Origin of the sequence: Paenibacillus jamilae, from assembly GCF_050482105.1 — a bacterium.
GTDB lineage: Bacteria > Bacillota > Bacilli > Paenibacillales > Paenibacillaceae > Paenibacillus > Paenibacillus jamilae_B.
This window is the reverse complement of the sequence record NZ_JBCNHI010000010.1, coordinates 158,739-176,500: the sequence shown is the minus strand read 5'-3', so window position 1 is coordinate 176,500 and position 17,762 is coordinate 158,739. Positions and strand designations below refer to the sequence as shown.

Here is a 17,762-nt window from a genome sequence, read left to right as displayed (position 1 = left end):
ATAATGGAATAATGAGCGGATTTCTGGAGAAATTATATGTATCACACTTTCAGGGAGGATATTTTATGAAGAAACAAATAGTCACTGCTGTAGCTTCAATGTTCTTTTTTGCGGCTTTAGTCACCCCTTCATCAGCACAAAGTGCAAATGTAGATGTGGTGAATGAGACAGCTAATAACGCTTATCACAACAACAATTCAACTTACAACGCTAACAGCGTACGAGCCAACGCTGTAGATAATGACAACCATATGGATTGGGGATGGCTTGGCTTGCTTGGGTTACTAGGATTGGCCGGAATGCGTAAAAGAGTATCTGACCATAAATAATTAGTACTATCTGTTTAAGAAAAACACTTTCAAGAGAATGGACTTCCATTTATAAAATATGGAGGCCGAAATTGAAGGTGTTTTTGTTATGTTGAAACAATTTATTTACTTATGATTAGCATATAAAAACAAAATTCATTAATTGGTCAAAAAAACACCTATTTTTAACCAAAAGAGGACATTCTTTTTGTTATAATAAATTTATATTGCTGTACTTTAATTCATTTTATTGTTTATAATAAATTAAAAAGCATAACCTATTTAATTTTTCATTTAATACATTCATCTTTGATGCTGAAATTCCTAAGTATTAACCAGGGATTACAGCCCACTCCAAGTTTTTCACACTTCCAAGACTACTCACACACTTTTTATCTTTAATCACATCGCAAAACTCAAAGACGATTTACTTTTATATGTTTTTTTGGCAAGTCAATTTGCTTTTGCTATATCTATCTTAAATACATAGATATACACAATTAAATCCCCATCTTTTGTTTTACCACTTTTTATGTTCAGGGAAGGGGTTGGACATGAATCGGATCGCTCTGCTTTTTTCGGGACAAGGCTCTCAATATGTAGGAATGGGAGCTGCATGGTATGACAGCTTTTTGGAGGCAGATCGCATTTTTGAAGAGGCTGCCGATATTTTGGGGTATGATCTGAAAACTTTATGTATGAAAGGGCCTATATCCCAATTATCCAAGACATTTTATACTCAGCCTGCGATTCTCACCATTAGCATCATTGCATTCAGGCTTTATATGCATGAGGTAGGAATCGTTCCCGAATTTTCGGCAGGACATAGTTTGGGTGAGTATTCATCGCTGGTAAGCAGCGGGGTCTTGTCGTTTGGCGATGCTTTGCGGCTTGTACAAGAACGGGGACGCATTATGGAGGAAGCCTCGAAGGCCGATCTGGGTTGTATGGTTGCTGTTCGCGGGGCGGATTTACATTTGCTAGAAGAGCTATGCGAGCATTTTACCGTAAACAGTCAGCCTGTTACCATCGCTTGCTATAACTCTACTTATCAATATGTCATTTCTGGTCATCACGCCTCAGTTGCTGCTGTGGCCAGACAATTGGAGCAACAAGGGGGCCAAATTACACATTTGCAGGTTAGTGGTCCCTTTCACAGCCCGCTTATGCAGCAAGCTGCGGATTTATTAGCGTTAGAACTGCAAAAATACACGTTTAGCGAGCCGCTGTGGCCTATTATTTCTAACGTTACAGCACTCCCGTATACGGATGTCAACAGCATTCGTCAAGGCTTGTATTTGCAAATGATCCGTCCCGTGCGATGGGTGCAAACGATGAAGTATATGGAGAAACATGGAGTGAAGCAGGGGATAGAATTAGGCCCGCGGACGGTGCTGAAAAACTTAGCGAAAGAAACAAAGGCTGCTTTTGAGGTGCTTTCCTTGGATAGAAATTTGGATCGGATTGCACTGCAACATCGTTTTTCGCTTCGTGATTGGGTGAAGACCGTGTTGGCACAGGCAATATCTACACCCAATACCAATTGGAATGAGGATGAGTATCAGAGAGGGGTTATTTTACCTGTTCGCAGGTTGGAGGAGTTACTTAAAAGCATAGAATTGGGGAGTTCCTCTTCTGCTTATGAGCAAAGACACGAAGCACTAGAGTGTATTCGCCTAATATTGCAAACCAAACAAGTTACAGCACGTGAGAAGGAAGAAGTGTTAGACCTTTTGAGGAGGGATCAGGATGGAGCAATTTCGGACTTTAATTGATATCATTCAGGACCGAGCCAGTAGGGCTGAGAACGGAATTATTTTCATTTCGGGTGACAAACAGGAGGAGTACGTTAGCTACGGTCAACTTTTGGAGCAAGCGCTGCAGGTGCTTCATCAATTACAGGAAGATGGAATACAGCCTGGTGATAAGTTAATCATGCAGATTGACGACAATCACACCTTTGTGAATGTGTTTTGGGGCTGTTTGCTAGGAGGAATCGTACCTGTACCTGTAAGCATCGGAAATAATGATGAGCATAAAATAAAGCTGTTTAAAATCTGGAGCACCCTTACCTGTCCTTATATGATTGCAGATGATAAAGTAATGACGCAGCTGGAGAAGTATTCTAAACAGAATGAATTGCTAGATTCTTTTGAAGCAGTGAAAAAAGCGACCTTTTCTAGCCAAAAATTTGATTATACCGATCTGAGTAAGGGGATCATTCATGAATCTAGACCAGAGGATTTGGCGTTTATTCAATTTTCCTCAGGTTCGACAGGTGATCCTAAGGGAGTCATGCTAACACATGAAAATCTTGTATACAATATTCGGGATATCGCAAGTCAAACGGGAATGACTTCAAATGATGCATATCTGGGCTGGATGCCACTCACCCATGATTTAGGTCTAATTGCCTTTCATTTGACCTGTATCATCGCTCATGCCAAGCAACTTATTATGCCGACGGCTCTCTTTATAAGACGGCCAGCTTTATGGCTAAAAAAGGTGTCGGAGCATAAGGCGACCCAAATCTGTTCTCCTAACTTTGGCTTTAAGTTTTTCCTTGATCAGTATAAAGCTGAAACAGCGGCTAATTGGGACTTGTCAAGTGTTCGCATGATTTTAAATGGTGCTGAGCCGATATCAGTAGAGCTGTGCCATGTATTTATGGAAGCAATGAGTGTACATGGATTGAATAAAAATGTCATGTACCCTGTATATGGCCTGGCAGAGGCGAGCGTAGGCGTTTCCAGTCCTCCTTTGGACAAAGACAATTTTGTTGGCATTCATTTAAACAGGCAGCAGTTGCACGTTGGTGAGCCTGTAGAAGAGGTAGATCCGTCCGATCAGCGGTGTCTTACGTTTGCGGATTTGGGTTGCCCTATGGCTAGCACCTCTGTTCGCATTTGTGATGAGCAAAATCAGGTACTAGAGGAGAACGTAATAGGATACACACAAATTCGCGGTAGAAATGTAACTGCTGGATACTATAACAATCCCGAGGCAACCGCTAAGGTCAAGACAAAGGATGGCTGGCTCATTACCGGGGATTTGGGTTTTATGAGAAACGGGAGATTGGTAATTACAGGCAGATCCAAGGATATTATTTTTGTGAACGGTCAGAACGTTTATCCACATGATATCGAAAGAATTGCAGAGGAACTAGACGGTGTAGAACTTGGGAAAGTAGCTGTGTGTGGTGTACATGATACACAAACTAGGCAGGATCGCATTGTTGTTTTTGTGATGCACACGAAAAAAGTAGAGTTATTTTTACCACTAGTCCAACAGCTGAAAAGCCATTTGAATTATCGGGGAGGATGGCAAGTTCAGGATGTAATTCCTATCCGTCGCATCCCAAAAACAACCAGTGGAAAGGTTCAACGCTATAAGCTGGCTCAGAGCTACGAGCAGGGAGAATTTGATGAAGTATTGGCATCCCTGGTTGAAGCCGCTCAAATAGCGCAAGATGCAGAACATTCCCCTGCCAGCCAAGGTGAGATCGAGCAAAAACTGATTGAAATTTGCCAAGTTATTTTAAAAGTACAATCTATCGGAACGGAAGACAGCTACTTTGATCTCGGCGTAACTTCTTTACAGCTCGTTCAAATTGTGGACCAATTGGAGGAACAGCTCGGAATTCATATTGAGGTAACGGACTTCTTTTCTTATCCGACGATCGCCAAGCTAGCTGCATTTATATCCAGTCAGGGTTTAAGCCAAAAGGTAAACACTATAGCCCCATTCAAATCCAAAGAGGACGCAAGAGATCGGGATATTGCCATCATCGGCATGTCAGGCAAGTTCCCTCATGCAGATACATTGGAGCAATTTTGGGCAAATGTAGCTTCTGGTGCAGACCTTATTGGTCCATATAACGACGAAAGAAGAAAAGATGCCAAAGCTTTTATTTCTCATTTAAATACGAAAGGAAGAAATATTCAAATTGCTGAAGGCGGATATCTAGATGAAGTGGACAAGTTTGACTATGCCTTCTTCAAGCTGACCCCACGGGAAGCTTCTCTGATGGACCCGAATCAACGTTTATTTTTACAAACTGCTTGGAGCACAATTGAGGATGCGGGCTATGGAAACAAACAGCTGTCTGGGAAAAAGGTAGGGGTGTACGTCGGATTCTCCAAAACCAGCTTTGAATATGAACGCTTGTTGTCTGAGGTGGAGCCGGGAGCGCTTCCTAACTTTGGCATAGGTAATCTTCCATCCGTAATTTCCAGTCGGATTTCGTATTTACTCGATTTAAAAGGACCGGCGCTGACCATTGATACGGCCTGCTCCTCTTCACTCGTGGCGGTGCATTTGGCCTGTAAGTCAATTTTGAGCGGAGACTGCGATATGGCTTTGGCCGGTGGAGTGAAGACCATTTTGCTTCCGCTGAAGGCGGGCATTGGCATGGAATCGTCCGATGACCGGGCACGAGCCTTTGACGATGAGTCGGACGGTACAGGCTGGGGTGAAGGGGTTGGAGCCGTTCTTTTAAAGCCGCTTCGCCAAGCAGAAAAAGACGGAGATCATATTCTGGCCGTGATCAAAGGCAGTGCGATTAATCAGGACGGCAGTACGATTGGAATTTCCGCGCCCAATGCGTTGGCGCAGGCAGAGGTCATTGAACAGGCGTGGCAAGATGCACAAATTGACCCAGAAACGGTAAGCTATATTGAAGCTCATGGTACGGGAACCAAGCTGGGAGATCCTGTTGAGATTAAGGGCATTACCCAGGCTTTCCGCAAGTTTACACAGCGCAAGCAATTTGTGGCGATAAGCACGGTCAAAACGAATATCGGGCATTTATACGAAGCTGCCGGAATTGCGGGCTTAATTAAATCTGTGCTGTCGATGAAGCATCAACAAATTGCGCCGCTCGTGCATTTTCGTACGCCCAATCGGAATATTCATTTTGAAGAATCTCCGGTGTATGCCAACACGAAGCTGAGAGAATGGAAGACAGACGGAATCCCGAGAAGAAGCGGAGTGAGTTCCTTTGGTTTTAGCGGGACCAACTGTCATGTGGTGCTAGAGGAATATATCGCGAAAACGGATGCGGAACAAGCCACTACTGATCGGAGAAATGGAACATCGCCATTGCTGCTGACACTGTCGGCACGAAGTGAAGGAGCTTTACGCGAGTTGGTTGGACGGTACGTGGATTACTTTGAACGTGAGGAAAAATTGCCTATCGATGATGTATGTTATACGGCTAACACGGGCAGAAGCCACCTAACATACCGAGTGGCTATTGTTGCCGCAGGAGCGGAGGCATTGAAAGCAAAATTACGTCAGTTTCACGAGCAAGGTAAGGCATCTGAAGGTCTATACACTGGAAAAGAAGCTAGCAGACGGGATACAGAAACAGTCGTAGGAAACTCTAACACTTTGCAAACATTGGAGCAAGTAGGAGTAAAGTACGTACAAGGGGCTGAGATCGACTGGGCATCGCTTTATGCAGGTCAGACGTACAAAAAAGTATCCCTGCCTACGTATCCGTTTGAAAGGAAAAGGTGCTGGATTCATGTTCCAGAACAGGTTCAAATGGAGCAGGCTGTACCTGTTCATACAAACTTGAGGGTAGGGGAGTCGGAATTTATGGTGAATGAGAATTCGGCGCCGGGGTCGTTTACTGAGCAGCATCAATCTTCAATTCGCCAAAAGCTAACGAAAATAATTGGTAACGTGTCCCAACTCAGTCTTGAGGAACTGGAACCACAAACGCATTTTCTGGAATTAGGGCTCGATTCCATTCATTTGTCTCAGGTTCTTCATAGTATCAAGGATACTTTCAAACTGGACATCCCCATGAGTGAAATCTTTGAATCGCTAACCACGCTTGAGCTATTGACTAACTACGTGGCAGAACGGGTAAGCATGTCAGATCAGACGTCCTTTCATGCAATGGAAAGTCCAGCGAGAGCGACTTCTAATCAGGTAAATACTGCCACAGCGTCTAACTGGCCGCCGCAGGAAGCCAGCACTCCAGTTGTATCAGTTAATGGAATAGGGCAAGAGCCAGTTCAAAGCACAACAGTTATCGCGGCTTCGTCTGGTGTCGAGCGAATCTTGCAGCAACAGCTGCATGTGATGTCACAGCAGCTCGATTTGCTCCGGGGTCAATCGGCTCCTGCGGCATCAATTTCTCAAGCATTTCAACCGGAAACAAGTGTTTTCACGCCAGCACGCAGAGAGAGCACTGAGATTATCGAAACCAAACAGGAAGTCGCAGCTGCATTAGAATCTGTTCCAACTGAACTTCCTGTTCCGAAGAAGACAGGTCATGAGACAAAACCGTTTACACCATATAAAAGGCTGGATGTTAAAGGGCGTGAATTACTTTCGCACCAGCAAGAACAACATCTGCAAGAGATGATTGAGCGGTACACAGCCCGAACGAGAAGCACCAAACAGTATACTCAGCAGTATCGGTCTGTCTATGCGAATAACCGTAATGTAGCGGGCTTTCGGCCTATTTTGAAGGAAATGGTCTACCAAATCGTATCTCAACGCGCAGATGGGTCCAAAGTTTGGGATTTGGATGGAAATGAATATGTGGATTTGACCATGGGTTTTGGTGTTAACCTGTTTGGGCATAATCCAGCTTTTATCCGTGAAAGAATTGAAGCAGAACTAAAAAACGGCATGTGCATCGGACCCATGTCCAATATGGCAGGACAGGTCGCCGAGAAGATATGTAAGCTGACTGGTGTGGAACGGGTTGCTTTGTACAACTCCGGTACCGAGGCCGTTATGGTTGCTCTCCGATTGGCGCGTGCTGCTACCGGACGAGCCAAAGTGGTCATTTTTGCTGGCTCCTATCATGGTACGTTCGATGGTGTGCTGGCATTGGGTAGCACGGGTGACAACAAGGAGCATTCCATACCGTTAGCGCCGGGCATTTTGCAGCACATGGTGGATGATATTGTTGTCCTAAATTATGGAACGGATGAATCGCTGGATTATATACGTACACATGGACAAGAGCTGGCTGCTGTACTGGTGGAGCCAGTACAAAGCCGTCGTCCTGATTTTCAGCCGAAAACCTTTTTACAGAAGCTTCGTCAAATCACGCAGCAATCCGGTACAGCCTTAATTCTCGATGAGGTGATTACAGGATTTCGGATTCAAACGGGAGGTGCTCAGGCGTGGTTTGGGGTGCAGGCAGACCTTGTGACCTACGGTAAAGTTATTGGCGGCGGGATGCCGATCGGCATCGTAGCCGGGAAAGCCGCATTTATGGATGGGATTGACGGAGGGTCCTGGTGCTTCGGAGACGATTCCTATCCTCAGAATGAGCATCGACGAACCTTTGTAGCCGGTACATTTTGTCATCATCCACTGGCGATGGCGGCATCCTTGGCGGTGCTGGATTATGTGGAAAATGACGGCGATCAGCTGCAAAATCGGTTGAACAGCCGTACCTCAGCGTTGGCAGCAGAGTTGAATAGCTACTTTACTGATGAGGAAATACCTATGAAAATTGTTCACTTTGGTTCCCTATTTCGCTTCGTCCTAAGGGGGGATCTGGAACTTTTCTTCTATCACATGCTGGAAAAGGGAATTTACATCTGGGAAGGACGAAACTGTTTCTTGTCAACCGCCCATACAGAGGAAGATATCGCGCGGATCGTGCAAGCGGTAAAGGATAGTGTAGAGCAGCTGCGCAAAGGAGGCTTCATGCCAGACCTGCCTCCGAATGGGAAAGGCCAAGGTCCAGCTAACCAAGAATTCTCTATATCCGCTCCCGCCTCCATAAAAGCAACAACAGTAGACGCACTGGAAACGGTTATCTCGTTAACTCCGGATCAAAAGCGGTTCTGGTTCGATCCTGTCATGGAATGACGTGATTTTGGGTCCTGATACACGAAATCGTCTTGTTGGACATGCTAGTATGAGACGTTTGTGTGAAATTTGATTTTCATTATTTTTATAATAAAAAACGGTATGACGTACCTCGATATCTTTACTCTCTAAATTGGAAAGATGTCAAGTCCCGTTTTAGGGACTTGGCATTTATAGTAATACACATCATGGACATTATCCCTATAAGGAAGCCTACTCTTTCAAAGTTAAGCCCAAATTTTTCTAATAAAGTATATGAACAAGAAAAGCCACTAATTTAAATATAAGTATCAAAATTAAAATGCCAATACTAGGTAAAAAATAACTGCTTATTTCATCGAATTTAAAATTTTGAGTATTGAATTATTGAATTTAGCTGCCTTTAAACTTCATGAGAGCGCATCTTGTCTAGTAAATGGAGGGTTCGAGTTTTTTAGGATTAATGTTTAAAAAACTATATCCTGCATAATAAGTTAAGTTACTGAATTTAGCCATTAATGGTTTAATGAAACAAATAAGCACTCTACTTCACTAGATGGATAATTCATATTTATGAGTATGAAAATGGATTTATAAAACAGTGGGTGTTTAAATTTATCTTTGTTTACCTTTCTAGTATTTCTTTATATTGTATATTTAGATATATTGTAACAAATTTATTTTAGTGTTATTAATTGGAAACTAAAAGAAAAAATCCTTGAATACCCAATAGTAAAGGAGTCTATAAAGATGGTGAATGAGTATTCCTCAACGGCATCTGCTTCCAATTTGCTTAAAACTACTGTTGTTAATAAAGTGTCACAAATAATCGAAAGCGTATCTCAGCTTAGTCTGGACGAGTTAGAGCCGCAAAAGCATTTTTTGGAATTGGGTTTAGATTCTATCCTTCTGTCTCAGGTTAGACACAGCATAAAAACTACATTTGGTTTGGATATCCCGATGAACGAGTTTTTTGAATCGTTGACAACATTGGAGCTGCTGACAAACTTTGTTGCTGAGCAGGTAGCCCGGACCTCCGAAGATTCGGTTTGGAATGCAGAGGAGCCTCAATTGGATCCTTGCTCCACTATCACTTCTCCTTTGCCTTCCGTCTTGCCGGGCTGGAGTCATAAATCTGCTGTCTCTGCAGAAGAGTCAGAAAACAAGCTGTCAAACGAGGATGTGTATACGGGGAGAGAACGGATTTTAGAAATGCAACTTCAGCTCATGTCACAGCAAATGGAGATACTGCTTCAGTCTCGGATCGCGCCAGCGACAATGTCCGAGCCGCATCCTTTGCTAGCTGCTGCTGAGCCTCAGACATCTGCAATGGGAGTGGTAGCGGCCACAGCTACAACTGCTTCCCCAACACAGGCTTCCACGCCGACTACTTTTCCAGTCGGAAAAGAGCCCAAAGTATTTGTTCCGTATCAAAAAATAAATGTACAAGGTCATGATTCGCTTTCACTCAGGCAAGAAAAGCATCTGCAAAAACTAATTGAACATTACACAACACGTACACGCAAGACCAAGCAGTATACCCAACGATATAGAACTGTTTACGCCAATAACCGGAATGTAGCCGGATTTAGGCTTGCTCTCAAGGAAATGGTGTATCAAATTGTATCTCAGCGTGCAGATGGCTCCAAAATTTGGGATTTAGATGGCAATGAATATATTGATTTGACCATGGGGTTTGGAGTTAATCTGTTTGGCCACAATCCATCCTTTATTCGTGAATCAATTGAGAAGGAATTACATAACGGAATGTGCCTTGGACCGATGTCCAATATGGCCGGGCAGATGGCTGAAAAAATTTGTAAAATGACAGGCGTGGAACGAATTGCACTGTATAACTCGGGGACAGAGGCGATCATGGTTGCCCTTCGATTAGCACGGGCTGCCACCGGTCGAGATAAAGTAGTTATTTTTTCTGGTTCCTATCATGGTACCTTTGACGGGGTTTTAGCTTTGGGAGGAACAACGAATAACAGGGAACATTCTGCTCCCCTTGCACCAGGTGTACTACAGCGCATGGTGGACGATGTTGTTGTACTTAACTATGGTACAGACGAATCCCTCGATTATATTCGTTCCCATGCCCACAAGCTTGCCGCTGTTCTCATAGAGCCAGTGCAGAGCCGTCGCCCTGATTTTCAGCCCACAACTTTCCTGAAGGAAGTACGCCGTATTACGGAGCAATCTGGGACCGCGTTCATTTTTGATGAGGTAATTACGGGTTTCCGTATTCAGCCTGGGGGTGCGCAGGCGTGGTACGGCATTGAAGCTGATCTTGTAACCTACGGTAAAATCATTGGCGGTGGTCTTCCCATCGGTATCGTGGCAGGGAAAGCATCGTTTATGGATGGAATCGATGGAGGGGTGTGGAGCTACGGTGATGATTCCTACCCACCTCATGAACAACAGCGGACGTTTGTAGCAGGGACCTTTTGCCATCACCCCCTTGCTATGGCAGCGTCTTTGGCCGTACTAGAGCAGTTAGAGAAGGATAACGGGCAATTGTATAACACACTGAATAGCCGCACAAAGGCATTCGCAGAAGAACTGAATCACTATTTTTTTGAGCAACAGGTACCTATAAAGGTCGTATACTTCGGTTCATTATTCCGCTTTGTACTTAAAGGTGACTTGGAACTATTTTTCTATCACATGCTGGATAAAGGAATTTATATTTGGGAAGGTCGCAACTGTTTTTTGTCGACGGCTCATAATTCAGAAGATATAGAGCGGATTGTGCAGGCGATTAAGGAAAGTGTTAACGAGCTGCGTGCAGGAGGATTTCTACCAGATCTGCACCCCAACGAAAACCAACTGAACAAGGCTAATCTTCTTCCCGAAACCCCATCTGTAGACGTTAAGGAATCAACGATTAGTCTGACCCCGGATCAGAAGCAATTATGGTTCGCCTCGATCTCGAATTCAAAGGAATCGCAGTCATTACATGAAACTGTCTTAATGCGGTTCCGGGGACCGTTGCATGTTAAGGAATTTAATCAGGCAGTTCATCGCATTGTTGAACGTCATGAGGCTTTACGCATCTTTATGGGAGAAGATGGGGAAACACAGACCATTGCTCCGGCGATGAACATTAACATTCTGCTCCATGATATCAGTAGTCTTTCTATTGAGGAACAGAAAAAAGATATTCGCATTTGGGTGGATAAGGACAGGGAGACTGTGTTCCCAATGAATACAGGAGAACCATTATTCCGTATCCAGCTCTTAAAAACGTCAGCTGAGGAACACATCGCTGCATTTACATTTCATCATCTGATTGCCGACGGCTGGTCCATTGGTGTGTTTTTTCAGGAATTGGAACAGCTTTATTCAGCTTGTGCGCGGAGGGAACACTGTATGCTTCCCGATCCTGTTCCATTCCGTGATTTTGCAGCGTGGCAGCAAAATCAGTTAGAAACAGGAGGCGCGGCTGCCGTTGCTTTTTGGGCTGATGTACTTTCGCAGCCGTTGCCAGCTCTTGATTTGCCATCTCTCCAACGCAGCATAAGCTCCCCTTCTTCGCGCGGAGCACGACACACCATTGTGTTAGAGGCGCCGCTAGTGAAGCAACTGAAGTCAGCCAGCATTCAACTTGGCAACAGCTTGTTTGTAACTTTATTGTCTGTTTTTCAGCTTTTTCTGCATAGACTGACAGGCCGCAATCAAATTATGGTCGGTATTCCAACCGCAGGACAATCTCATATGGGCGTGTCCCCGCTAATTGGCAACTGTGTTAACCTACTTCCAGTGATTTGTGAGGTGGACTCTGAAGCCACGTTTGCAGATTTCTCTCAGACAGTCAAACGCGTAATGCTTACGTTGGATGCTTATCAGAAATACAGCTTTGCTGGTCTTGCCCAGCTAGGTTTAAGCCATTTGCCTGTCCTTAACGTGTTGTTCAATATGGATCGACCCATTCCGAAGTTTCACTTTCACGAATTGGAAACAGAATTGTTGGAGCATGAGTTATTGTTCTGTCAATATGAGCTGTTTTTGAATGTCACAGAAACTGGTCAGCAATTGCGGCTTGATTTCGATTATGCTACGAGTCTTTTTCAACATGACACCATAAAAGTATGGGCGCAATACTTTTTGCACCTGCTGTGCTCGGTTGTACAAGAAGACAGAATGCATGTATCAGAGCTTACTTTACTTCAAAGTACGGAAATGGAGCGACTTCAGGAAGTGTGGGCGACGTACGCGGATTCCAGGGGTAACTATCCTTGTGTTCTGGATGTATACAAACATCCGTCTCCTGCTGGTACCATCGGACAAGTGTATTTGGCTTCACCCGCTGGTGTGGTGGGAGCGACGATGGAATGGGCTTATGTCGAGATTGGGGGCAGAATTCGACATATCGGTGCAGCTAACCGGGATGCTCATATTCGCAGACATCGAATGAATCTTGAGCAGATGGAGAAATATCTTTTGCAAACATTGGATCTGGATGCCTGTGTTCTGACGGCTCAGAGAGATGGTGAGAGCAGTAACTCTTCATATCTAGTCGCTTACGTCGTGGAAGGTTCCTCTAAAGCGTGGACTATAGCGGAGCTGAAAGAGACTGTTAGCTCATTGCTTCCTGATTATGGACAACCTCGTTTTTGGGTTTTGATGGATAGCATCCCTCTTTTGACAGATGGGGAACCGAATTTTCAGCTATTGCCCAAACCAGAAGAAATCAAGAAGAAGGAGTCGCAGATTCAGGTTTCCGATGGTAATACTACTGAAACCAAGCTGATATCCATATGTAAGGAAGTTTTGAATATTTCTGATATAGGACGCGACGATAATTTTTTTCAAATGGGCGGAGATTCCCTAAAAGCGACGGTTATTCTGAGTAGAATCAACAAGGAATTTGAAGTATATATTCCGCTGGCACAAATTTTCAACTTGCAAACGATTGCACAACTAGCAATGCATATAAAAAGGGGGATAACGCGGAGTTTTAAACCGATTGCTCCGGCAGAATTACAGTCCTTTTATCCGGTATCCTCTGCTCAAAAGAGAATGTATGTGCTCGATCAGTTGGGTGGAGGTGCAGCGTACCATGTATCAGGCCAACTGCATATAGAGGGAGACCTCCACATTTCTAGGTTCATTGATGCAGTGAAGGAGGTTCTTTCACGGCATGAATCCTTCCGGACGTATTTTGAGATAGTTGATGGGGAAACCGTGCAAAAGGTGCAGGAGACGCTTTCTCTGGACATTTCCGTTACTCCGATTTCTGAAGAGGAAGCAATCCGTGCCCGTGAGCTGTTTATTCAGCCCTTTGACCTGAATACAGCCCCTTTAATTCGTGCTGAATTGTTTGCATTCCGTCACAATCGGTTTATGCTGCTGATCGATATGCACCACATCATTTCGGATGGCTTCTCTATGGCAGTATTACTGGATGAAATCAGTAAGCGGTATCAGGGGATGCCACTTGCCCCCATTGATGTGTATTACAAAGATTATGTCATTTGGCAAAGACAACAGTATGACGGAGGCAGTCTAACAAAAGATGAAGCGTTTTGGTTAGACACGTTGGACGGAGAGCTACCTGTGTTAGACTTGCCAACTGACTTTGCCCGTCCGCCAAGTCAGAGCTTCATAGGGAACAGCTTTAGCGTCATTTTGGAACCAAAATTAGTGGATAGACTTAATCAGTTGGGAAGAGACACAGGAGCAACTCTCTTTATGGTGCTTTTGGCTGCTTATAATGTGCTGTTAAGCAAATATACAAGGCAAGAGGATATTCTTGTAGGTACCCCAGTGGCGGGTAGAGAACATGTGGATACGGAGTCAATGATCGGTTTGTTTGTGAATACACTGGTTCTCCGTAATCGCCCGCTGGCTTTCCAATCATTCAACACTTTTCTGGAAGATGTCAAACGTAGCACTCTGCTTGCATTGGAGCACCAGAATTATCCATTTGACCAACTTGTCGATAAATTGGACCGGTTACGCGATGTAAGCCACAATCCTATTTTTGATACGATGTTTAGTTTGCAAAATAAGGGAACGGATGTCATTGAAGTCGAAGGACTTCGTTTGCAACCGGATGAAATTAACTCAGGTGTGTCGAAGTTCGATCTTTCATTACATGTAACGGAAACTAAAGACCAGTTATCTCTCACTTGGGAGTATGCAACCAAATTGTTTAAGTTGGAGACGATTGAGCGTTTTGCTCGCCATTATATAAAAGTATTAGAAATCGTAACGCAAGATGTTGGGGTGCGTTTGGCTGATATTGATATGCTGACAGAGGAAGACAATCAATTATTACTGCATGAGTTCAACAATACTACTGCCTATTTTCCACGAGATGCAACGCTTCACGGTAGGTTTGAACAGCAGGTCAGCAGAACTCCAGATCACAAGGCAGTCATTTTTGGGGATAAGTGCCTGACTTACCGGGAGTTGAATGAGCTGGCAAATCGACTGGCTCGAACGTTGCGAGCCGAAGGAGTTGGACCGGATCAACCTGTAGGTATTTTCATGCAGCGTTCGCCCGAGATGATAATTGGGATCTATGCAATTCTAAAAGCGGGCGGGGCTTATGTGCCCATTGATCCGGGATACCCACAGGAAAGAATTCAATATATGCTTGAGGATTCGGGAACACAACTGGTGTTGACGCAACCTCAATTGGCAGAACAGCTGGGCGAATATACGAACTATAAGGTACTGATGCTGGATTATGCTTCCGCGCTTACGACTCCGCAAGCTTCCGATGCGACAGAGTTTATGGCAAACAGTATGAGTAGCTGGCATAAAGAAACTTCAAATCTTGAACCTTTAGCAGGGCCGAATCATGCGGCCTATATCATCTATACTTCCGGTTCCACGGGAAACCCGAAAGGGGTCATAGTTGAGCATTGCTCAGTCGTGAATCGACTCTGCTGGATGCACAATAGATACGGCCTAGGCACAGAAGATACAATTTTACAAAAAACTGCTTTTACTTTCGACGTATCCGTATGGGAATTGTTCTGGTGGTCGATGGTGGGCTCAAAAGTAAGTTTGCTGCCAGTCGGCGGAGAGAAATCTCCTGAGCAAATATTGAACACGATTGATCAAGACAGGGTAACGACCCTACATTTTGTCCCCGCGATGCTGCATGTTTTTCTGGAATATCTGGAACAGCAGCCAAGGGAAATGGTCCAAGTGAAACTGAAAACATTAAAACATGTATTTGCCAGCGGCGAAGCATTGCCTCCACAGCAGGTGGCGCGTTTCTATCAAATTATGTCGGGCATTGGAAGCGTAAAGCTAATTAACTTGTATGGTCCAACAGAAGCTACTGTGGACGTTTCATTCTTTGATTGCGAGCCTATGGAAGAGCACTCCGTGATTCCGATTGGTAAACCAATTGATAATATTCATTTGTATGTTGTACAGGAAGGTACGGAGCGGCTGCAGCCGATTGGAGTGGTTGGAGAACTTTGTATAAGCGGTATAGGAGTAGCCCGTGGCTATCTTAATCGTCCAGAATTGACGAGAGAGAAGTTCGCTACTAATCCGTTTAACAACGGAGCAGAGGATTATAAACGGATGTACCGCACAGGAGATTTGGCACGCTGGATGACTGACGGCAACATTGAGTATCTGGGTCGGATCGACCAGCAGGTAAAAGTGAGAGGATATCGTATTGAACTAGGTGAGATTGAAGCGCAGCTGCTGTCTATAGACGAAATCCAAGCAGCAGTAGTTATTGCGCGGGAGAATAAAGACGGCTATAAAGATTTGTGTGCATATTTTGTAGCTTCCGAGCCATTAAGTCCGTTGGATATACAAAATGCGCTCAAGCAGAAGCTGCCGTTTTATATGATACCAGCATATATGGTGCCTATGCAGGAGCTTCCACTTACGGCCAATGGAAAAACTGACCGAAAAGCTTTACCTGAGCCGGACCGACATGACTCTTTACAAACGGATTATGTTGCTCCGAGAACTGATGTGGAAAGGGCACTCGTCGAGGTATGGCAAGACGTTTTGGGATGTGATCCTGTAGGCATTCGAGATCATTTTTTTCTGCTCGGCGGCGATTCGATTAAGGCCGTTCAGGTTGCCTCGCGGCTGCGTCAGCATGGTTATTCACTTGACATTTCTCTTTTGATGGAGCATCCGGTCATTGAGGACCTCAGCAAGCTTGTGACTACTTTGTTCCGCTATACAGAACCAAATTCGATATATGGAGAGATTCCAATAACATCGATTCAGCGCCAATTGAATGAACTGGGTACATTTTATACCTTGCGGACAGCGACATCCATGCTATTTACGGGTACACCGAACTTTGATGAGGATGTTTTGAGGACTGTACTGCAAACATTAACTACTCATCACGAGGCACTGCGGCTTAATCTGGCGTCGAACGACCAACCGCATACGCTTATGTACAGAGACGAAAATGAAGAACTGTTCACATTAGATGTATTTTCTCTGGCTGATGAGGACCATGAAGCTAACTTGCAATTGCAAACCGAATGCTTACGGATTCAAAACAGTTATGGAACATTTGAAGGACCCAAAATACGCGCAGGCCTGTTCCGGTTGTCCGGTTCTGATCAATTTTTTCTTTCTGTGAACCCACTAGTGATTGATCCGGCATCTTGGCGTATCCTGCTTGAGGATTTCGCAACTGCTTATGAACAAGCTCTCAATGGGAAACCGATGGTTCTGCCTGACAAAACGGATGCTTACCATTCCTGGGTGCGATGGCTGGAAAGTTATGCAGACAGTAAAAAGCTGGTCAAAGAGCTACCCTACTGGCTGGAAAAAGTCGATTTCGACGAAGAAGTTATAACGAAAGAACATATGATACCTCCACATTCCGAGACACTGCATTCAGTGGGACATTATATCGTCCAGCTATCGGAGGAGGTATCACGCCAGCTACTGACCCAAGCCAACCAAGCCTATAATACGGTGACTGCTGAATTAATGCTTGCTGCACTGGGACTGACGATAGCGGAAACGTTTGAAAACTCTAAGATTTCCATTGGGTATGAACAGTATGATCGTGAGCAAAAAACTATAACTTCGGACAAACCAGACCTTTCAAGAACCATAGGTCAGTTCGGTTCCATTTATCCGCTTGTTCTGGATATGGAGCCTGCGAAAGACTGTTCTATGTTGCTCAAAAACGTGAAAGAAACGGTCCGCCAAGTACCTAATCAGGGTTTAGGATATGGACTACTAAAATATGCATCTTCCGGCAGTTCAGAATTTAAGGCTACGTCTTATCCGAAAATTGGCTTCCGATTGATTCATTCTGAACCAGTCAGATCTTCTCACTTTCATACATCGCCTTTGGCTGCTGAATTATTTTTGGCTCAAAATTGTACTGCTTCCGAGTTAGCTTATTCACTCTATCTGGATGGACGGGTTATAGACGATAAGCTTTACATCTGTGTGCTGTATAATCGCCACGTGTATGAAGAAGATGCTATCCGATTGCTTTTATTGCGTTATGAAAATCATTTGCAGAGTATTATCCAGCATTGTCTGGAACAATCTGGACAGCAACTAACACCATCGGATGTAGGAGCACGTGATTTGGATTTAGATGAATTTGAAGACATGAAGCAGTTCTATGAGAACCTGTGACGGTTCGTATGAGGG

Annotated in this window: 4 protein-coding genes; all 4 read left to right on the top strand. The window is 44.3% G+C overall.

Annotated features, from left to right (window positions below; genetic code table 11):
- Window positions 1–65: 65 nt before the first annotated feature.
- Window positions 66–329: a WGxxGxxG family protein gene (locus tag ABEW32_RS06845; RefSeq protein WP_430185941.1), complete on the top strand. Its 264-nt coding sequence runs from the start codon at window positions 66–68 to the stop codon at window positions 327–329.
- A 533-nt stretch (window positions 330–862) separates the two neighbouring features.
- Window positions 863–2,083, top strand: a complete 1,221-nt coding sequence (fabD, locus tag ABEW32_RS06840; protein WP_430185939.1) for an ACP S-malonyltransferase — start codon at window positions 863–865, stop codon at window positions 2,081–2,083.
- Window positions 2,058–8,156 carry an aminotransferase class III-fold pyridoxal phosphate-dependent enzyme gene (locus ABEW32_RS06835; RefSeq protein ID WP_430185937.1) on the top strand — a complete coding sequence of 2,033 codons (6,099 nt, stop codon included), beginning with the start codon at window positions 2,058–2,060 and terminating at the stop codon, window positions 8,154–8,156. The genes fabD and ABEW32_RS06835 overlap by 26 nt, the downstream gene beginning before the upstream one ends.
- Before the next feature lie 729 nt (window positions 8,157–8,885).
- Window positions 8,886–17,747: an amino acid adenylation domain-containing protein gene (locus tag ABEW32_RS06830; RefSeq protein WP_430185935.1), complete on the top strand. Its 8,862-nt coding sequence runs from the start codon at window positions 8,886–8,888 to the stop codon at window positions 17,745–17,747.
- Window positions 17,748–17,762 lie beyond the last annotated feature (15 nt).

Bases quoted from the DNA above. Each gene is read 5' to 3' on its own strand.
- ABEW32_RS06845 (WP_430185941.1), top strand. From the start codon at position 66: ATGAAGAAACAAATAGTCACTGCTGTAGCTTCAATGTTCTTTTTTGCG.
- fabD (WP_430185939.1), top strand. From the start codon at position 863: ATGAATCGGATCGCTCTGCTTTTTTCGGGACAAGGCTCTCAATATGTA.
- ABEW32_RS06835 (WP_430185937.1), top strand. From the start codon at position 2,058: ATGGAGCAATTTCGGACTTTAATTGATATCATTCAGGACCGAGCCAGT.
- ABEW32_RS06830 (WP_430185935.1), top strand. From the start codon at position 8,886: ATGGTGAATGAGTATTCCTCAACGGCATCTGCTTCCAATTTGCTTAAA.